The sequence below is a fragment of the Neolewinella lacunae genome, assembly GCF_014349155.1.
GTDB classification, from domain to species: Bacteria; Bacteroidota; Bacteroidia; order Chitinophagales; family Saprospiraceae; genus Neolewinella; species Neolewinella lacunae.
Genome location: NZ_JACSIT010000066.1, coordinates 12,725 through 31,747 on the forward strand (window position 1 = coordinate 12,725; position 19,023 = coordinate 31,747).

Genomic DNA, 19,023 nt, shown 5'->3' on the forward strand with positions numbered 1-19,023 from the left:
GTATTTTGGTGGATGGAGCAGGGGAGTTGACCCGCATTTAGTTTGCGGTAGTCAACTCCCACTGCGGGGTTTAATTTCGGAAATACACGTTATCTACGAAAATGGTGGTGGCTCCGGTTGGTTGGCCCACCAGAATATACTGGGCGATGTTGGCTCGCCGGGTCAGTCCCGTAAAATCGCTCAGAGGAATGTCATAGCTGATCCATTGCCGCTGGGCGGGGGTGGTGAAATTGACCTGGTGCTCCACGTCGTCGCCGCCACCGAAGGCACCGTCGGGCCCAAAGTCAACGAGCTTGATGCCGAAGGTGGTGAAGTCTGCCGACCACACGTCGATCCGGAAGTGGGTCATGGCCGTAGCGTCCACCTGATTGGCCACCGTTTCGATGCCCACAAAATCGAGCATGCTGTATTTCTTAGTGGCGTTGCCCGCTACATTGATGTCTTCCAGTACGGCCGCCGACCAATCGGTGCGCCAGGTATCTACGGGTACATCGGTATAGGCATCGCTAAAGAGCGAAATGACGTTGGCTGCCGCCGTTGTGGGTGTTGGAGCGGCTGCGACCGGGGAGGTCGGGTTACCACCACCCCCGCTGCCGTAGAAGTAGAGGTTATCAACAAAAACCGTTGCTCCACCGGATGGCTGGGCTACGAGGATGTATTGGGCAAGATTGGCCCGCGTGGTCAGGCCGGTAAAGTCGCTCAGGGGAATGTCGTAGCTTACCCACTGGGCCTGGGCAGGCATGGGGAAATCGATCTGGTGCTCTACGTCGTCGCCGCCGCCAAAACCGCCGTCGGCTCCGAAGTCAACGAGTTTGATGGAGAAGCTGGTGAAATCCGCCGACCAGGCATCGAGGTGGAGGTGGGTCATATCCGTTGCATCCACCTGGTTGGCTACTGTTTCGATGCCGACAAAATCGAGCATGCTGTATTTCTTAGCGGCGTTGCCAGCTACGGTAACGTCTTCAAAGGTTGCGGCAGACCAATCGGTGCGCCAGGTGTCTACGGGCACGTCGGTGTAGGCATCGCTGAAGAGGGAGATGACATTGGCTGCCGGGCGCGTGGGCGCAGGCGCTGCGGTGGCGGGCTCCGTTGGGTTGCCGCCGCCGCCCGTCCGGTAGAAGTAAATGTTGTCGACAAAAACGGTCGTGGCACCCGTCGGTTGACCTACGAGGATGTACTGCGCGATGTTGCTGCGGGTAGTCAGGCCGGTGAAGTCGCTCAAGGGGATATCGTAGCTGATCCACTGGCCCTGGGCGGGCGTGGCGAAGTCGATCTGGTGCTCTACATCGTCGCCGCCGCCAAAACCGCCGTCGGGGCCGAAATCGACGAGCTTGATGGAAAAGCTGGTGAAATCACCGGACCATACATCCAGGTGCAGGTGGCTCATGTCAGCCGCGTCGACCTGGTTGGCTACCGTTTCGATGCCGACAAAATCGAGCATGCTGTACTTTTTCGTGGCGTTGCCCGCGATGTTTACGTCTTCAAAAGTTGCGGCAGACCAATCGGTGCGCCAGGTATCTACCGGTACATCGTTGTAGGCGTCGCTGAACAGAGAAATGACGTTGGCCGCCGGGCGCGTGGGGGTGGGAGCGGCCATGGTAGGCTCGCTTCCGCCGCCGGATCCGCCGCCGTCTCCGTTGTAGAGGTAGAGGTTGTCCATGAAGACGTTCGGCAGATCACCCGAAAGTACGATCTGGGCGAGGTTGGCCCGCGAAGTCAGGCCAGGAAAGGCGCTGAGTGGCAGGTCAATACTTACCCACTGCTGGGTCTGCAGCACGGGACTGGTGATGGTTACTTCGTGCGAAACGTCGTCGTTGCCGCCGAAGGCACCGTCGGGCCCCAGGTCTACCAGCAACACCTTGAAGGTTGCGGGCAGCGCCGTCGGGTCGGGCGTCCAGATGTCCAGGTGGATGCGGTTGACGGCCCGCGCGTCGATGGTGGGGGCGGTAAACTGGATGCCGACGAAATTCAGCTGGCTGTAGCGGATGATGTCGTCACCCGGAACAACCTGAACGTTGGCAGACTGGGTCGTGGAAAACTGCCAGAAGCCGTTGTAGAAATCGACCGGAACGTTGGTATAGGCATTGCTGAAGATGGAGATTACGTCGGCCGAGGGCACGGTTGGGGTAGGGGCCGGCGTGGAGGGCAGGATGGGGTCTCCGGTGGAGGTGATGGCCAGGGAGCCTACCGCTGGCTCCCCACCCAGGGTAGCGGTGATGGTGGCCGTACCGGCGTCCAGCACCGTCACCGCCCCCGTGGCATCTACGCTGGCTACGGAGGGGTTGGAAGAAGTGTAGGTGAAATAAGAGGGGGCGGCATTGACCCGTTGGTTGATCCCCGTTGGAAGGTTGAACACGGCAAAACCGTCGGCCCGGAAGGTGGCACCCGTTTCTACGGTCTGCGTCAGGTTTTCGCCGTTGAAGATGCCGGAGTTAACGGCCACCACGGTGCCCAGTTTTTCGAATTTCATCTCGTCGATCCAGAACGTATAGCCACGGCCGTTTTCTGGTCCTTCGGAATAAAAGAACATGCCGCGCTCCTGGGTGAGTTTGGAAGGGTCGGGGATGGGGATATAGTATTTCTGCCAGTTGGTATTGATGGCGAGGCCTTCGACGGAGGCTTGAAAATTGTTGCCGCCCAAGTCGTTGCCGATGCCGACGATGTCGATATTGGCCGCCTGGGTAGCCCGGGCCCAGAAAGTGAGTACGTTGTAGCCGGATAAATCCCGGCCGCCGGTCAGGAAGAAAGCACCACCGGCGTAAGCCCCCGCTGGGTCTTCAAAGTCGGGTACGGCAAATTTCATGGAAGTGGTGCCGGCGTATTTGACTTCGGTGTCGACGTCAAAAGCGCCCACCGCAGAGCCTCCGAAGGCGGCGTAGTTCAGGTCGCCGGGAAAGCCATCGATGAAGACTTCGGCGTTGGTGGGGAAGGTGGCCAGTTCGAGTTCCTCCAGTTCCCGTTCGCAACCCATGCCAAAGAAAAGGGCGGCAAAAAGTAGTGCGGCGCGCAGTTGGTTAAATCGCTTTTTCATTTTCAATTAATTTTTCGCGGGTTACTTGAAGATGTTGATGTGGAGGTAAGTGCGGATTTCCCACTCGTTACCATTGTCGAAGCCAATCGCCGTTGGGGCGCAGGCCAGCGTTCCGTCGGGCATCGGTGCACGCGTTGGGCAGTAGCGGGGGGAGAATTGGTCGAGCGTACGGTAGATGCCCATCACGCCGATCTTCGTTTCCGGGAGACTGAACCAGCTGGGCCTGCCCAGGGTGGTGGAGAGGTCGAGTTGCAGCTGGGTCGGGAAGGTGAGGTTAAAGTCGCGGTGGTAGTCAAATGGCCCCCAGTCGTTGAATTTGATGGAGGAGATGAGTTTCATGTGCTTGTAAATCAGGCGCACGTCGGTACCGAAGCGTTGGATTTTGCGGGGGTCGGAGCCGTTGGCCTGGGCGGTGCCGGTATAGACGTTGGCGACGAGGCCAAGGTCGGTATTGACCTTCGAGACAATGCGGGCGTGGGCCTCCCAGAGGTCGGCAGCCGGGGCAGCGCCGGGGAAGGCAAAGAAGGTTCGGCCGTCTGGCAGAATACCGATGGCGGCATCCTGGGTGGTGGGCAGGTGGCGGAAAACGAAGCCGGCGGCAACGGCCAGTTTGGCGTCTTCGGCCCGGTCGTTGTCCCACTGGTGCATGTAAGTGGCCGGCGTGGGGTCGAAGGTGAAGAGGATTTCCCCCGCCACCGTCTCCCGGTTGGCGCGAACGGAGAAGGGATCGGCCAGGATGTTGCGCGGGCGGCCCGGGGCAGTTACGTCGCCCGGGATCGGCCCCTCAATCGGGCGCTGCCAGAGGAAGTTGGGCGCAATCTGCAGGTTGCCCACCAGGTAGGTGAAGCCACTCAGGAAGTTGTACTGGTTGCCACTGCCGCTGTCTTTCAGGCGCCAGCCGGTGAAGGTCAGCGTCGGGTCGGCGCTGCCGCCAGCCACCAAGCCCTGGGCTGCGGCCTGGGCGTACCAGTTGATGCGGCCTTTGGAGTAGGTCAGTTTTACTTTACCGCCCCAGTTGTCGGAAGACTTGATTTCGTCCTGGTAGACCGTGTAGTCGCCACTTTCCCCTTCCACCAGTTGGAAGGAACGGCCAATGAGGGGAGACCCACCCCAGATACCACCCAGCTGGATGCCCAGGTTGCCCATTTCTTTTTCAATCTGCAGGGTGGCCCGGCGGGTGCGGGGCATGGGGATGGCGAAGGAGCTTTCCGTCTGTCCCCGCTCTTCGAGGTCTTCGTGGAAAATGCCGGTTACTTCCATGCCCATCAGCTCACGGCGGTACTTGGCCAGTATGGCGGGGTTGGCTCCCCACCAGAGTTCAGGGCCCATGGCCAGGGTGAGTCCCTTCAGCTCTTTTTTGCCTTCGATCTCTACGCCCAGGGGAGCCTGGCCGTTGTAGATGTCGATGTTCGGCCCGTAGTTGGCTTCGGGGTAGAGCCCGAAAAAGTCGCCTTCGTAGCCCCAGTGGTAGTGGCCCGTACGGTAGAAGGCGGTGAGGTCAAATTTATCGTGGGTCCAGTTGATGTCGGCGCGGTAGAGGGCGATGCGGTTAACATCCGCCTGCGTCACCTGCCCGTTGGTGGAGTTGAAGGTAACGGGGCGGCCGCGGTTTTCGTAGAAGACTTCGTTGATGGGGTTTTGCGCCACGTTGCCCAGGATGTTGAATTCCACGTTGGCCCGCAGGCTGGGGTTGGGGTTGGCCGAGACGCCCACGAAGATGGACTGCATGTGGTCAAAGCCGAGCTGGTTGGGGAAGACGTTGTCCGTCGGGTCGTCTTCCTGCGGCGTAGCGATGAGGCTGCCGCCGGTGTTGAAGGAGGTCAGTTCAGCGCTCAGGCGGCTCAGTTGGATTTTTCCCGCCCGCTCGCTTTCCATGGCCGCCTGGTCGCCCCGGGCCCGGGTGACGGCATCCATCAGCTGGATGTTGTCGAAGTAATTGTCCAGATCGGCGTTGCTGCTGCCGTTGGCGTAGGGATCGTAGCGGTGGGCTTCTTTCAGGGCGTAGTAGGCAGCCCGGGGGTAGAGGCTGTAGAGGCCGCGTTCGTTGGTCGGGCCTTTGGCCGTTACCCCAAACCACTCTTCGTTCATGTTGTTTTCGCCCGGGACGTAGTCGCGGTCGTAGCCCCCGTTAGACCAGGAGGCGTTGTTGTCGTGGACATCCAGGTTGTCCGTCTGCCCAAACTTCCACCAACCATCACTGAACTGGAAGGTGAAGCCACCCAGCGAGTTATCGGCCCCGCCCATGCCAGCGGCGTTGGCGTAAATTTCTTTCCAGTTGCCTACCATGTAGTAGGCCTGGGCAAGTTGGTCTTCGCGGTTGGATTGGGCGTTGAAGGCGTCGGCTCCGAATTCGGTGAACAGGATGGGCTTACCGTATTCCTGCCGGACCCGGGTAAATGCGTCGCCGAAGGAGACGCCACGGTACATGTTGGTGCCGAAAATGTCGATGGCCGGGCACTCACGGGCGATGATGTCCAGGAACAGGAGATCGCCGTTGCACATCGCTACGGGGTGGGATTGGTCAATGCCCTTCATCGCCACCGTCGCTTCGTTGAACAGCTTGTACATGGCTTCGGCCCGGATGGTGGATTTGCGGTCCTGGATCGGGATGTCTTCCGTTTCCGCCCCGCCCCAGAAAAGGCCGTAGTTGTTTTCGTTGCCCAGCAGGTACATCAGCAGGCCAGGGGTATTTTGGTACTCCTCGGTCATTTTGCGCACCTCATCGAGCAGCAGTGCCCGCACCCGGGGGTCGGAGTACTCGGTGTTGGCCATCCAGCCACCGTCTATCGTAAGTCCGTACCGGCCAAAGGAGTGGTTGAGCATCGTGTAGATGCCGTATTTCTCGTAGATGTAAGTGATCCAGCGGGCGGGAACGCCAGTGTACTGCCGGATGGCGTTGACGCCCATGTTGCGCAGCAGAGACATCTCTTCGTCCAGGGCCGCCCGGATGATGTCGTCGGGTTGCGTCCATAAACTGTAGGAATAGTTGGTGCCGATGGGGAAGTAATCCCAGTTCATCCCGTTAACCATGAAATCGGCACCGTTGACGGTCAGTTTCGTCCCCTCCGGGCCTTGCACTACGCGCACCTGATTGGGTTGGGCCCACAGTCCGGCAGCAGCAAGCACCAGAAGCAGGGGTAGAATTAAGCTTTTCATACGATCGACTATTACTGTGAGTAAATTCTGAAAAGAGTCAGAATGCAAAATTAAATTCGCTTTAACGCCTTGAAACTATTGGTTACTTCCGATTTGCAAGATATATACAATTGCTATACAGTCGGGTGATACTTTGTGGAAAAGAGACAAACCAGTTTCTAAAATGTTCAAAATCAGCGTCTTATGATTGTGCCATTTTTCATACCCGCATACTGTCTGTATAGTGGTTTTATAGGTGCTGGGTGGGAAATTACCCCGGCTCAGGAAGGTCAGGGGAGCTGGGTTGTGCTGGGCGCGGCCGCAGGTGCAGGGGAAGTTGAAGGAGCAAGGTGAGGCTGGATGGGGTAGGCACCCCGGATTCCGGAAGCGTTGCATTCTCCATCCGGGGTTATTAAGGTTGGACCCTCCGGGGTCGGTCGAGTCAAGCCCCAGCTTCGTACATTCGAACATGTTCGAATGATGGTGGGAGTTGTTCGCTGCCGCCGCCCGTCCCCCTGCACCCCCGGTTCGCACTTTCGAACATGTTCGAATGTTCAACGTCCCCTGCACCTGCGGCCGCGCCCAAAATTGTCTAATGCAGGTGTGCCTCCCCAGCGCCACGGGGGATGCGGATGTCCTCGACGATGTCCTGAACCGCCTGCGGGGGCGGGGTGGTGAGGCGACTGACGACCAACGATACTGCAAAGTTGACCAGCATGGCCACCGTGCCGAAGCCCTCCGGCGAGATGCCGAACCACCAGCTGCTGGCCGGTGGCACCTCGGCGACAAACCAGCCCAGTTTATAGACGGCCATGTAGCCGAACATGAGCAGGATGCCGACGACCATGCCCGCCACGGCGCCCTCGCGGTTCATCCGTTTATCGAAGATGCCGAGTACGATGGCCGGAAAGAAACTCGCCGCCGCCAGGCCAAAGGCCAGGGCCACCGTAGCCGCCACGAAGCCCGGCGGATGAATACCGAAATAGGCCGCTACCACCACCGCGCCCGCCGCACCTCCGCGCGCCCACCAGAGCTCCTCGCGGTCGCTCATGCTGGGCTTGATTTGCATCTTCATCAGGTCGCGCGAAAGGGCCGTGGAAATAACCAGCAACAGCCCCGCCGCAGTGGAAAGCGCCGCCGCCAGGCCGCCCGCCGCCACCAGGGCAATGACCCAGTTGGGCAGGCCCGCAATTTCGGGGTTGGCCAGCACCATGATGTCGTTATCGATGTACAATTCATTGGTTACGCCTGGGTTACTCGCCAGGCCCGGACCGTAAGTGATGATGCCATCGGCGTTTTTGTCGGTCCAGGCAATCAAGCCAGTCGTCTCCCACTTCGTAAACCACTCGGGGATTTCGGCGTAGGGCTGGTTGTGGATCGTGTCGATCAGGTTGGTGCGGGCGAAGGCCGCGATGGCCGGTGCCGTAGTGTAGAGGATGGCGATGAACAGCAGCGCCCAGCCGGCCGAAATCCGGGCGTCTTTGACCTTCGGTACCGTGAAAAACCGGACGATGACGTGGGGCAAACCCGCCGTACCCACCATGAGCGCGAAAGTGATGGCAAATACGTCGATGGTCGACTTCTGCCCGCTGGTGTACTCCGCAAAACCGAGGTCGCGGTGCAGCCCATCCAATTTATCCAGCAGCGCCACGCCGCTGCCGTCGCTGACTTCCCCGATAAAGCCAAGCTGGGGCAAGAAATGCCCCGTCATGTTGAGCGAAATGAAAATGGCGGGCACCATGAAGGCAAAAATGAGCACGCAGTACTGGGCCACCTGCGTGTAGGTAATGCCCTTCATGCCGCCCATGATGGCGTAGAAAAAGACGATGGCCGTGCCGATGTACACGCCGGTATCGATTTCCACCTCCAGAAAGCGACTGAACACCAGGCCCACGCCCCGCATCTGCCCGGCCACGTAGGTGAAGCTAATCACGATGGCGCAAACGACGGCCACGCTGCGGGCGGTGTTGGAATAATAGCGATCCCCGATGAAGTCGGGCACGGTGAATTTACCAAACTTACGTAGGTAGGGCGCCAGCAGGAGCGCCAGCAAAACGTAGCCGCCCGTCCAGCCCATCAGGTACACCGAACCGTCGTAACCCGCAAAGCTGATGATGCCGGCCATGGAAAGGAAAGAGGCCGCGCTCATCCAGTCGGCCGCCGTCGCCAGTCCGTTGGCCACGGGGTGGACGCCGCCGCCGGCCACGTAGAACTCGTGGGTGGAGCCCGCCCGGGCCCAAATGGCGATGCCGATGTAGAGGGCGAAGGTGAGGCCGACGATGAGGAAGGTCCAGGTTTGTACGGTCATGGGTGAGTTGGTGAGTTGGTGAGTTGGGGAGTTGGGGAGTGGTGAGGCTAAAAACTAAATAGGGTAATGCGTTTCTCCTGTACCGAAATATGGGTGAGTGATAATCACTAGCACCATAAGTTTCGGATACTGCGCTGGAAAAGCTGATTACTTTTTTACGTTTGAACGGGATTTGGCCATGATCATTAAAATTTCCTGCCACTCTTTACCAAGTAGTGTGACTGCAGCTTTGTCGATTGGTATTTCAGAATCGTGCAGCATTTCGAGCCAGAATAGGGTTTCATCGGTTTCTTCCACCACAATCGACATTTTGGCGTAAAACTCATTCGTTGACCTTGCGCGGCAAGCTGCTCGATAGTTCGCCGCAGCTGAAGTTGCTGATTTAAGGAGCTGAAAACTAATCACTCTTAGTACAGGGGTTTCTTTTTGCTTACCCATTAGGTTGACTATAGCAATTGCTGCAGCCTTAGTCCGCTGCCGCATTTTTGCAGCAAACTCAACGTTGCTATCTCTCTGCTTATACGGGGATTTAGGTTCCGCTACTTCAAAATGATCATCAATTGGCAGATAGGTATCTAAGTAATTCATACTTTACTTTTTTGTCGATTGAAATTCAGTGAAAGGGATAAGACGGCGCTTTACTAAGAAAACGCCATCACCCCCAAAATATATGCGGCAGCCTTTCCAGTGCGGCAGCCAACTCACCAACTCACCACTCACCAACTCACTCCCCGAAACCATACTTCCCATCCAAGCGGTTCATCAACCAAACGTAGACAAAAATGAGGACGACAAAAACGTAAATAGAACCCTGCTGGGCAAACCAGAAACCGAGCCTGGCCCCGCCGATGCGGTAGTGGTTGAGGGGTTCGGCCAGGAGGATACCGAAGCCGTAGCTGACCACAAACCAGATGCTGAGCAGAATCACCAGATAGCGCAGGTTCTCGCGCCAGTAGGCGGTGCGGCGGTCTTGAGAAGTAGGGTGGGGCGGGGGAGATGGCATGATCTTGTAGGACTTGAGTAGGAGAGGGGCGGGAAGATCGGCATTTCTGCGGGTGTTGCAACAACGCGGTGGACCAAATTTACCGATCGGGCGAAAAGCTGCGTGAGGATGCCTCCCTCTTGCTGGAAATAGCCTGGCACTTTGCCTGCTGCGCAAGGCGGCGGATTCCCGCAAGACTTTGGAAGGTGGCGCAGGGTAGCCTCGGCTAAGGGCGTGTGCCCTACCTTTGCGCGTTCAATTCCGTCTGCCTTGAAATTCGACGTACTTTACCAGGACGAGCACCTAATTGTTGTCAACAAGCCTTCGGGCCTGCTGACCATCCCCGATCGCTACGACCCCGACATTCCCAACCTGATGCATTTGCTCGGCGCGCAGTTTGGCGACCCCATCCTTGCGGTGCACCGCCTGGACCGCCCCACGAGCGGCGTGCTGGTGGTCGCCCGCAACGCCGAAACCCACCGGGAGCTGAACCGGCAGTTTGAGGAACGTGAAGTGGACAAGATCTACCACGCCATTGTAGAAGGGCAGCCCGGCGAAGCGGAAGTAGAAGTGGATGAGCCCATTGCCAACAACCCCGGACAGACGGGCCGGATGATGGTCTCCAATAAAGGCAAATACGCCTTCACCATCTTCAAACAGCTGGAAAGCCTGGGCCACCAGTTCAGCCTCCTCGGCGTGCAGATCTTTACCGGCCGTACGCACCAGATCCGCGTCCACCTGGCATACGCCGGTTTCCCCCTGTTGGTGGACCCCTTCTACGGCAAACGGGACGCCTTCCGGCTCTCGGAGATCAAAGGGCGGCGCTACAACCTAGGTAACGACCAGGAAGAACGTCCGCTGCTGGACCGCGTCCCCCTCCACGCCGCTCGCCTGGCCTTCGATCATCCCGCTACCGGCGAGCGGATGCAGTTTGAAGCGGAAATGCCGAAAGATATGCGGGCGGTGTTGAACCAGTTGCGGAAGTTGAATAAGGGGAAATAGTGTGTTGGGGCCTGCTGCGCAGACTTTTTTGAAGCACTTTGATTTGGCCTGCTGTGCAGTCCTTTTTTGAACCACTAAGTTCACGAAGCGGGACTAAGATATGGAAGATAAACCTGGTGTAGAATGTCCCCAGTCAAATAGAAAGAACCCGGTTGAGGGTGTCCCCACCCGAATATCCACGTTTCGGGTTAGGACAACTTATCTACCGCACATTTTGCGCTTATCGAGCCACTTGATGGAGCTTCGCTCTTTTTTGAACCACTAAGAACACGAAGAGGGGCTAAGGTATGGCAGGAAAACCTGGCTGAGAGAGTCCCCACTCAAATAGGAAAACCCGGTTGAGGGTGTCCCCACCCGAACATCCACGTTTCGGGTAGGGCCATCTTACATACCGCACATTTTACGTTTTGAACCACTTGTTAGAGCTTCGCTCTTTTTTTGAACCACCAAGAACACGAAGAGAGACTAAGGTATGGCAGGAAAACCTGGCTGAGAGAGTCCCCACTCAAATAGGAAAACCCGGTTGAGAATGTCCCCACCCGAACATCCACGTTTCGGGTAGGGCCATCTTACATATCGCACATTTTACGTTTTGAACCACTTGTTAGAGCTTCGCTCTTTTTTTGAACCACCAAGAACACGAAGAGAGACTAAGGTATGGCAGGAAAACCTGGCTGAGAGAGTCCACACTCAAATAGGAAAACCCGGTTGAGGGTGTCCCCACCCGAACATCCACGTTTCGGGTTAGGACAACCTCTCTACCGCACATTTTACGCTTATCGAGCCACTTGATGGAGATTCGCTCTTTTTTTGAACCACTAAGGACACGAAGAGAGACTAAGGTTGAACCACTGAGGGCACTAAGCGGGACTAAGTTTGGGCCTGCTGTGCGGACTGTTGAAATTGCGGATTTCTTTGCAAATTCGGCGAAGGCGTTATATTTGCTTAGTATGGCGCAAGTCACTTCGCCGTTTCACTACGGCATGATACCGTAAACCTGCTCTTTTAACGAATAAAGCCCTCGTGGTTACAATGCTAGTTTTCGAAGAAGCCCATTGCTCCACCGTTCCAGGAATTAAACTTCCCTGGGCGCAGTACCACAAATCAAAACCCTTCCCCACCATGCCCGCATCCTTCACTCGTCTTTGCCTGCTGCTTTTCTGCGCCGCCGCTTTATTCGCCTGCGGAGGCGAAACGCCCGCATCCGAACCTGCCCCCGGCGCCCCGGCCAGCAGTAGCCCTCCGGCGAATGGGCCACAGGTGGAAGTACTGGAGAGCATCCCTACGTCCACCGGAACTTCGACGGGGGAACGCCTCTGGGAATTCAACGGATATCCCCTGAGCAAGGTGCTGACGGAAATTACCGGCGAACGTATGCGCATCCCCACCGCAGCGGATCAATACCTCAACTTTCGCTACTACTTTCCGGATACCAGTCGGGCGGCGGCGCAGCAAATTGCCGTCCGGGCCATCTTGGCAGCTACCGGGCACGCTACTTTAGATACCGCCTACGTACGTCAGTTGGTCACCGTACTGGATTGCGGCGGGAGCCTCTCCAACACCGTAACCGTACCCGAAGGCGTAGCACGGCAATACGAAAACGGAGTACTTACCGTACACGAGCAGGATTTGCAGACTTTGGTATCCGACCTGAACCGCTGGCAGACCGCAAGCTTTGTCGCCGCAAGCCCAGGGTGTAAAGTCTCCGGCAACTTCCCCCTGACCGAGGGCCTGCCCGCCCTAGAAAAAGCCCTGACCGCCAGAGGACTCACTACGCACCGGGAAGAAAGACCCGTGCGGATGCTGAGTTTGGGGGAGTGAGGGACTGGATCTTTATCGTATCGTTAGGTTTCCTTTTAGAAGGTCAGCTTGCAGCAGTGACGGGCTCTCAAGATTTATAACTCAAATTAACGATAACGGCCTATTCCAAGGCTCCAAACCCTCGAATGTATGCTGATACACAAGGCTCGCGTATTTACTTTTTTGCTTGCCCTATCTTGCGTGACAACCGCGTGTCAGCCAGAAAGTGAGAGTGATCATTCCAAAGTTCCTCCGCACGGAGATATAGAAATGTTTAAAATAGGGGAAGCTAAAATTCCCGTAGGCCTTAGCTACAATTACGATAACTTCGCTGGACTTACCCAGCAAGCGTCCAGCCAAAGGAACAGGATTCTGCATTTGTCGAACGGGCAAATTTATGATTTTGACCCCATTGGGGAGAAAATCAATAACTACTACCCGCTGCCAAAGGATGGGCCAAAGAAAATAAAGCCCCAATCAGACTTCGACGGAATTGCGGCGGTAAATGAAAATACTTACCTGTACGCAGCAAATATGCTCAATCGGCTGCTCTTAGTTTCGCCGGAGCGCGTTGAAACCGTGGTGGACTTTAAAGGCCGCGAAGATGTTTACCTGGTCAGTTCAGCTCAAAACCGGCCCCTGCAAACGCCCGCCGGGGATTTCCTTTTTGGCATCTCCCCCGATCCTACCAACGATTTGGCCCAGCATTTTGCTTTTCTCCAGTTCAATATGCAGGACCGGTCCACTTCGTACGTAATTCCTTTCCCGGAAGAATACGGCCAAAATTTTTACAGCACAACGCCGTATCTCTACTGGCCTTCCATCGGGTTTAACAGTAAAAATAAAGAGTACGTGGTCTCTTTTCCGGTGAGTAATTACCTGTACGCTTACGACGAAAATTTCAAGTTTAAAAAGAAATACCCCGTCGTCACCAATAAATTTAGGGAAGTAGAACCCTTCTCACCCCCCGTCAAATTTGGTGAATACCCAGACATGGAAAAGGAGGATAAGTATTTCAGAGAGCTGTCTTATTACTTCAGTTTGTACGTTGACAACCAGAACGGATATATGTACCGAGAGGTCAAAGTAAGAAACCCGGTTGCCGCCCTGGGCTTCGACTACTACCTGCTGGTCCTAAACTTGGATTACCAGGTGTTGGGAGAATGGAAAATTCCCGAGTACCTCCGCCCTTTCAACATGTTCTGCAGCGAAAAAGGCTTGAATATCTACGACGTGGGGGCGCTCGGTGTCACGGAAGCCGGAACCGCTACCTTCTCCATTTACAAGCCTAACTGAGGCTACGTAGTTTTAGCCCACGGAGTTTTGCTTCGCAGTATTTCATGCTCATGGAGTAAAGCATGGAGTTACTTGGAGCGTGATGTGGTAGAGCCGTTATACGGCGACTATCTAATCTTAGCCCCTCTTAGTGTCCTTAGTGGTTCAAGAAAGGAGCGAAGCTCCAAACAAGTGGTTCAAAAAACGCAAAATGTGCGGGATGTAGGGTGTCCCTACCCGAATCGTGGATGTTCGGGTGGGGACACCCTCAACCGGGTCTTCCTATTTGAGTGGGGGCACCTTCAACCAGGTTTTCCTGCTATACCTTAGCCCCTCTTCGTGTCCTTAGTGGTTCAAAAATAAGAGCGAAGCTCCAACAAGTGGTTCAAAAAACGCAAAATGTGCGGGATGTAGGGTGTCCCTACCCGAATCGTGGATGTTCGGGTGGGGACACCCTCAACCGGGTCTTCCTATTTGAGTGGGGGCACCTTCAACCAGGTTTTCCTGCTATACCTTAGCCCCTCTTCGTGTCCTTAGTGGTTCAAAAATAAGAGCGAAGCTCTTCTCTCAAGGAACTCAGTGGTTCAAAAAAAAGAGCGAAGCTCATTCACAACTACCGCCGCCGCTTAGGCCCTTTAAAATTCCCCCCCATGCCCGCCATCGCCGGGTTGTTCGACATTTTGTGCATCATCGTGCGCATCTGATCGAACTGCTTGATGAAGCGGTTCACATCGTCCATGCTCTGCCCACAGCCGCGGGCAATGCGCTGCTTGCGGCTCATGCTCATCAGTTCGGGGTTGGCACGCTCTTTGGGGGTCATGGACTGAATGATGGCCTCCACTTTGGAGAAGGCGGAGTTGTCGATGTCGACCCCGTTGAGGGCCTTTTTCATGCCGGGAATCATGTTGAGGAGGGATTTGATGTCCCCCATTTTCTTGAGCTGGTTGAGCTGGCCGAGGAAGTCGTTGAAGTCGAACTTGTTCTTCTTCATTTTCTTCTCCAGGCGCTTGGCCTCTTCTTCGTCGAACTGGTCCTGGGCCCGTTCTACGAAGGAAATGATGTCCCCCATGCCCAGAATGCGCTGGGCCATCCGGTCGGGGTGGAACACGTCCATGGCCTCCATCTTTTCACCGGTAGAGACGAATTTGATGGGCTTTTCAACGGTGTACTTCACCGAAAGGGCCGCACCGCCGCGGGTATCACCGTCGAGTTTGGTGAGCACCACGCCATCGAAGTTGAGGCGGTCGTTGAAGACTTTGGCGGTGTTGACGGCGTCCTGGCCCGTCATGGAGTCCACTACGAAGAGCGTCTCGTTGGGGCTGATCGCGTCGCGCACGTCGCTGATCTCCTGCATCATCTTTTCGTCGACCGAAAGGCGGCCGGCCGTGTCGACGATGACGACGTCGTACTTATTGTCCTGGGCGTAAGCGATGGCATTGAGGGCAATCTCCACCGGGTTTTTGTTCTCCGGCTCTTTGTAGATGCCCGCGCCGACCTGCCCGGCCAGTACCGTCAGCTGGTCAATGGCTGCGGGGCGGTAAACGTCGCAGGCCGTCAGCAAGACCTTCAGCTTGCGCTTGTCTTTCAGGTAGTTGGCCAGCTTGCCCGAGAAGGTCGTTTTGCCCGAACCCTGGAGGCCCGCAATGAGGACTACACCCGGCTCGCCCTTGATGTTGATGCCCACCGATTGGCCACCCATCAGCTCGGTCAGTTCGTCCTGGACGATCTTGACCATCAATTGCCCGGGCTTGACGGCCTTAAGGACGTTTTCGGTGCCCAGGGCTTTTTCCTTCACGTTGTCCGTGAATTCCTTGGCAATTTTATAGTTCACGTCGGCCGCAACCAGGGCGCGGCGGATCTCCTTCAAACTGGTGGCGACGTTGATTTCGGTGATCTTGTTGTCACCGGTCAGGCTTTTAAAGGCACCTTCCAGGCGGTCGCTTAAGTTATCAAACATGCGGGGCAAAATTTATCGGGCGGCAAATATACAAAAACGCGGCGTCCACGGCGGTGGTTGCCTTTCGCGGTGCCTGATTTTTGCGGATCCGGGCGCGGCCGCAGGTGCAATGCCCCGTTGAAGAAGCAAAGCCCAAGATATTGTCGCGGCTTTAGCCCGACCCCGAGGCCGAAGGCCCTTTTTTTGCCCATGGAGTAGCATGGAGTTCCTTGTCCAGGCAGCTACGGCGAAATCGACCTCCTCCGCTCCTTAACCCTCCACTGCACCTGCGGCCGCGCCCCCAATCACGGCATCACGAGCTCCATCAACACCACATCCACCACCTGCCCGTCCACCCGGCCAATGGCGTGCTGGGTACCCACCAGCCGGAAACCCAGCCGCGTGTGGAAGCGGATGCTGCCCGCGTTCGTCGCCCAAATCCGGGCCGTCAGGTGCCGGTAGCCCAGGGCGTAGGCCGCCGCCAGCAAGGCCCGGTAGAGCCGCTCTCCTTCGCCCGTTCCCGTGTGTCCCGGCCGGAAAAAGGTCGAACTTTCCCCCGCCACCGCGTAGCCGCCGCGGGGGCTGTAGGGCTTCACCCCCGCGTAGCCCAGTACCCCGGCTGCACCTTCGGCCACCAGCAAGGCCGCCCGCGGGTCATCCAGCACTGCCAGATAATCCACCTCGCCGAGCGGCTCCAACGCCAGGGTTGCCTTTCCCAGGTAGGCGTTGAAAATGGCCGCCAGGGCGGCTGCATCGAAGGGCCCGGCGGGACGGATACGGACAGAAAGCATACTAATTCCCGGCAGTTTTGCTGAAGAAAGTTCCCACTCTCCCCAGCCTGAACCGGCCCCACAAAAATAGTGGGCCAACCAGTGATTTCTACGTCCGATGGCACGCATACCTCAGATGATTGCTTGGGGAAAACCCGGAAGACAGTCCCGATACATTTCCCCGGGAACAGGACTTAACCTAAATTTAATTAGATTCATTCAAGATAATGGGCAAGTCGCTTGCAGGGGTCGATTGGCTGTGCCTACCTTTGCGCTATTAAGAATTGGTACAGATAAAAATAACTCCTCAATGAGCCGTTTTTTACCCTTCCTGCTGGCCTTTGCCGGCACCTTTTTCTTCGCCGCCTGCGTAGACGATGACGATGACCTCAGCCCCGACTTCACCATCCCCACCACCTATGACTTCAGTCGCGCTGGCAACTCCACCGTTTCTTTCACCGGCCAGACCGAGCGCATTGGGATGGCTAGTGAGTTGTTTGCTGCCTTCCTCAACTTCTCCCGTACCGAGACCGACCTGAACAACATGTTCCGCAACCCCGAGGGCGTTGATCCTTTCGCCAGTGCGGCGCTCAATGCGGCTACCAAGTCCGTCCGGTCCAAAGTCGCCGATAGCCAGGCCCTTTTTGCTGCCAACAGCGTAGCGGCGGCGGCCATCAAGGCCGATTTTGACGGCTGGATCACCGCCCAGGTCGCCGAAGTTTTCCCCAACCGCGAGCAGCTCGCCTCCGCTGGCCAACCCGGACAAATTGCCGACGGCAGCGCCGTTCGCTACGTCAATGCCTGGGGACTGGAGTACAACCAGGCCTTCGGCAAATCCCTGATCGGCGCGATGATGTACGACCAGATTGCCAACCACTACCTGACGCCAGCCGTGCTCGATGCGGGCAGTAGCCGGGCCGACAACGACGCGGGCATCACCGAAGGCAGCAGCCCCTACACCTACATGGAGCACCGTTGGGACGAAGCCTTTGGCTACCTCTTCGGCGCTTCCGCCACCCCCGCCACGCCGCTGCTCGACCTGGGGGATACGAACGATAGTTTCCTCGGGGAATACGCCGATCGGGTCGACCAAGACAGCGACTTCGCAGGCCTCGCCGCCGAGCTCGAAACGGCCTTCCGCACGGGCCGCGCCGCCATCGTTGCGGGCGACTACGCCGAGCGCGACCGCCAGGCCGAAATCATCCGCAGTGCCCTGGAGAAGGTCATCGTCGTCCGCGCCATCTTCTACCTCAAGCAGGCGGAAATTGGCCTGCGGGCCCAGCCTGCCGACTTCGGTGGCGCCTTCCACGACCTGAGCGAAGCCTACGGTTTCATCTACAGCCTGCGCTTCATCGATACGGCCGATGCCGCCACCAACTCCGCCAACTACCTGACCACCCTGCGCAACGCCGGCGGCAACGGCTTCTGGGACCTGAGCCCCGATGCCCTCGCCAGCCTCGCCGACGCCATCGGTGCGGAGTACGGCGTTTCCGTCAGCCAGGCCGCCAACTAAGACAACACTTTGAACAATGGATTTTAAAGGCTCCGGGAAGTCGCCACGAAAATGGCGCCCCGGAGCCCACGTTGGGCCGGGCGGCGGCGTTCGGAATCCCTTCAAAAATTGCTCAAAACAGCTAACCTGCCACGCAGGCCCTCCTCAGCCACCAAGTAACCATTACGATGCGACTGACTTATCCTTTCCTTTTCCTCGTTGCCGTGCTGCTTTTGGCGGGTTGTGGTCCCGATGGCGCGGACGACGACGGCCCCGTACTGCCTTCCTTCGACCGCCGCGGCATGCTGACCGAATGGGCCGATGAAGTGGTGATCCCCAACCTGACCGACCTGGAAAGCCGGCTCTCGACGTTGGTCGCCGCCCAGGACACTTTTGCCAGCGCAGCCAATCCGGCCAACCTCACCGCGCTGCGGGATGCCTTCACCCAGGCCTACCTCAGCTGGCAGCGACTCAGCCCCCTGGTGATTGGCAAGGCCGAAGAAATCCGCCTCCGCGAGCAGCTCAACACTTACCCGGCCAACGTCGTGAAGATCGAAGAGAACGCGCTCGCCACCACTCCCGCCAACCTCGACCTGCCCTCCAATACCGCCGCCCAGGGCTTCCCCGCCGTCGAATACCTGCTCTACGGCTTGGAAGAAGGAGCACTGACTACCGGACCGCAGCATACCGCTTACCAGGCTTACCTGACGCAACTGGCCAACCGCATGCTCGCGCTGACGACCACAGCCCTGGCCGATTGGAACAACGGCTACCGTGCCGTCTTCATCCAAAACGACGGCAACAGCGCCACGGCCAGCATTGACCGGACGGTGAACGACTACATCTTTTACTACGAGAAATTCCTGCGCGCGGGCAAAGTCGGCATCCCCGCCGGCATCTTCAGCGATGACCCCTTACCCGACCGCGCCGAGGGCCTCTACGCGGGCAATTCCCTGCCCCTGTTCCTGGAGGCACTGGCCAGCTCCCGGGATTTCTTTGCCGACCGCGGCCTGGCCCGTTACCTCGACGCGCTGGACGTCCGTCGCGACGGCGAGTTGCTCAGCGCCCGCATCATCCGGCAGTTTGAGGTGGTTCGGACCACCACGGCGGGCCTCGACAGCAGCTTTGCCGACCAGGTAACGAACGACAACCAACGCATGCTGGCCCTCTACGATGAAATGCAAAAGCTCGTCGTGCTTCTCAAGGTCGATATGCTCCAGGCCCTGAGCATCAACGTCGATTACGTCGACGCCGACGGTGACTGAGTAACGGGCTTGCCGGATTGACTACGC

The 19,023-nt window shown here is 57.4% G+C and carries 12 protein-coding genes; 5 read left to right on the forward strand and 7 right to left on the reverse strand.

The features are described 5' to 3' along the window. Positions 1–70: 70 nt before the first annotated feature. The 5 genes from H9S92_RS04310 to H9S92_RS04330 all read right to left on the reverse strand — a co-directional run bounded on the left by H9S92_RS04310 (position 71) and on the right by H9S92_RS04330 (position 9,477). Positions 71–3,031: an Ig-like domain-containing protein gene (locus tag H9S92_RS04310; protein ID WP_187465488.1), complete on the reverse strand. Its 2,961-nt coding sequence runs from the start codon at positions 3,029–3,031 to the stop codon at positions 71–73. A 21-nt stretch (positions 3,032–3,052) separates the two neighbouring features. Further along, the gene (locus H9S92_RS04315; protein WP_187465489.1) at positions 3,053–6,187 is read right to left on the reverse strand and encodes a glycoside hydrolase family 2 TIM barrel-domain containing protein; all 3,135 of its coding nucleotides are present in this window, start codon (positions 6,185–6,187) and stop codon (positions 3,053–3,055) included. Between the two features lie 571 nt (positions 6,188–6,758). After that, positions 6,759–8,474: a sodium:solute symporter family protein gene (locus H9S92_RS04320; RefSeq protein ID WP_187465490.1), complete on the reverse strand. Its 1,716-nt coding sequence runs from the start codon at positions 8,472–8,474 to the stop codon at positions 6,759–6,761. 147 nt (positions 8,475–8,621) lie between these two features. Further along, positions 8,622–9,062, reverse strand: a complete 441-nt coding sequence (locus tag H9S92_RS04325) for a four helix bundle protein (protein WP_246463646.1) — start codon at positions 9,060–9,062, stop codon at positions 8,622–8,624. Between the two features lie 136 nt (positions 9,063–9,198). Continuing rightward, the gene (locus tag H9S92_RS04330) at positions 9,199–9,477 is read right to left on the reverse strand and encodes a DUF4212 domain-containing protein (RefSeq protein WP_187465491.1); all 279 of its coding nucleotides are present in this window, start codon (positions 9,475–9,477) and stop codon (positions 9,199–9,201) included. A 213-nt stretch (positions 9,478–9,690) separates the two neighbouring features. On the opposite strand from H9S92_RS04330, the gene H9S92_RS04335 reads away from it, so the two are divergent. The 3 genes from H9S92_RS04335 (at position 9,691) to H9S92_RS04345 (ending at position 13,554) form a co-directional block, all read left to right on the forward strand. Beyond that, on the forward strand, positions 9,691–10,458 hold the full coding sequence (locus H9S92_RS04335; RefSeq protein ID WP_290283492.1) for an RluA family pseudouridine synthase: 768 nt from the start codon (positions 9,691–9,693) through the stop codon (positions 10,456–10,458). A gap of 1,122 nt (positions 10,459–11,580) precedes the next feature. Further along, a complete protein-coding gene (locus tag H9S92_RS04340; RefSeq protein ID WP_187465492.1) occupies positions 11,581–12,279 on the forward strand; it encodes a hypothetical protein in 699 nt (232 codons plus the stop codon). Positions 12,280–12,408: 129 nt separating this feature from the next. After that, the gene (locus H9S92_RS04345) at positions 12,409–13,554 is read left to right on the forward strand and encodes a DUF4221 family protein (protein ID WP_187465493.1); all 1,146 of its coding nucleotides are present in this window, start codon (positions 12,409–12,411) and stop codon (positions 13,552–13,554) included. Positions 13,555–14,146: 592 nt separating this feature from the next. On the opposite strand, the gene ffh is transcribed toward H9S92_RS04345, so the two are convergent. After that, on the reverse strand, positions 14,147–15,490 hold the full coding sequence (ffh, locus tag H9S92_RS04350) for a signal recognition particle protein (protein ID WP_187465494.1): 1,344 nt from the start codon (positions 15,488–15,490) through the stop codon (positions 14,147–14,149). A gap of 284 nt (positions 15,491–15,774) precedes the next feature. Further along, positions 15,775–16,260 carry a GNAT family N-acetyltransferase gene (locus H9S92_RS04355; RefSeq protein WP_187465495.1) on the reverse strand — a complete coding sequence of 162 codons (486 nt, stop codon included), beginning with the start codon at positions 16,258–16,260 and terminating at the stop codon, positions 15,775–15,777. A gap of 289 nt (positions 16,261–16,549) precedes the next feature. On the opposite strand from H9S92_RS04355, the gene H9S92_RS04360 reads away from it, so the two are divergent. Both H9S92_RS04360 and H9S92_RS04365 read left to right on the forward strand, forming a co-directional pair. Further along, a complete protein-coding gene (locus H9S92_RS04360) occupies positions 16,550–17,752 on the forward strand; it encodes a DUF4856 domain-containing protein (protein WP_187465496.1) in 1,203 nt (400 codons plus the stop codon). Positions 17,753–17,919: 167 nt separating this feature from the next. Next, on the forward strand, positions 17,920–18,996 hold the full coding sequence (locus H9S92_RS04365) for an imelysin family protein (RefSeq protein WP_187465497.1): 1,077 nt from the start codon (positions 17,920–17,922) through the stop codon (positions 18,994–18,996). Positions 18,997–19,023 lie beyond the last annotated feature (27 nt).

Coding starts and splice junctions, on each gene's coding strand:
- H9S92_RS04310 (WP_187465488.1), bottom strand. CDS start 3,031: ATGAAAAAGCGATTTAACCAACTGCGCGCCGCACTACTTTTTGCCGCC.
- H9S92_RS04315 (WP_187465489.1), bottom strand. CDS start 6,187: ATGAAAAGCTTAATTCTACCCCTGCTTCTGGTGCTTGCTGCTGCCGGA.
- H9S92_RS04320 (WP_187465490.1), bottom strand. CDS start 8,474: ATGACCGTACAAACCTGGACCTTCCTCATCGTCGGCCTCACCTTCGCC.
- H9S92_RS04325 (WP_246463646.1), bottom strand. CDS start 9,062: ATGAATTACTTAGATACCTATCTGCCAATTGATGATCATTTTGAAGTA.
- H9S92_RS04330 (WP_187465491.1), bottom strand. CDS start 9,477: ATGCCATCTCCCCCGCCCCACCCTACTTCTCAAGACCGCCGCACCGCC.
- H9S92_RS04340 (WP_187465492.1), top strand. CDS start 11,581: ATGCCCGCATCCTTCACTCGTCTTTGCCTGCTGCTTTTCTGCGCCGCC.
- H9S92_RS04345 (WP_187465493.1), top strand. CDS start 12,409: ATGCTGATACACAAGGCTCGCGTATTTACTTTTTTGCTTGCCCTATCT.
- ffh (WP_187465494.1), bottom strand. CDS start 15,490: ATGTTTGATAACTTAAGCGACCGCCTGGAAGGTGCCTTTAAAAGCCTG.
- H9S92_RS04355 (WP_187465495.1), bottom strand. CDS start 16,260: ATGCTTTCTGTCCGTATCCGTCCCGCCGGGCCCTTCGATGCAGCCGCC.
- H9S92_RS04360 (WP_187465496.1), top strand. CDS start 16,550: ATGAGCCGTTTTTTACCCTTCCTGCTGGCCTTTGCCGGCACCTTTTTC.
- H9S92_RS04365 (WP_187465497.1), top strand. CDS start 17,920: ATGCGACTGACTTATCCTTTCCTTTTCCTCGTTGCCGTGCTGCTTTTG.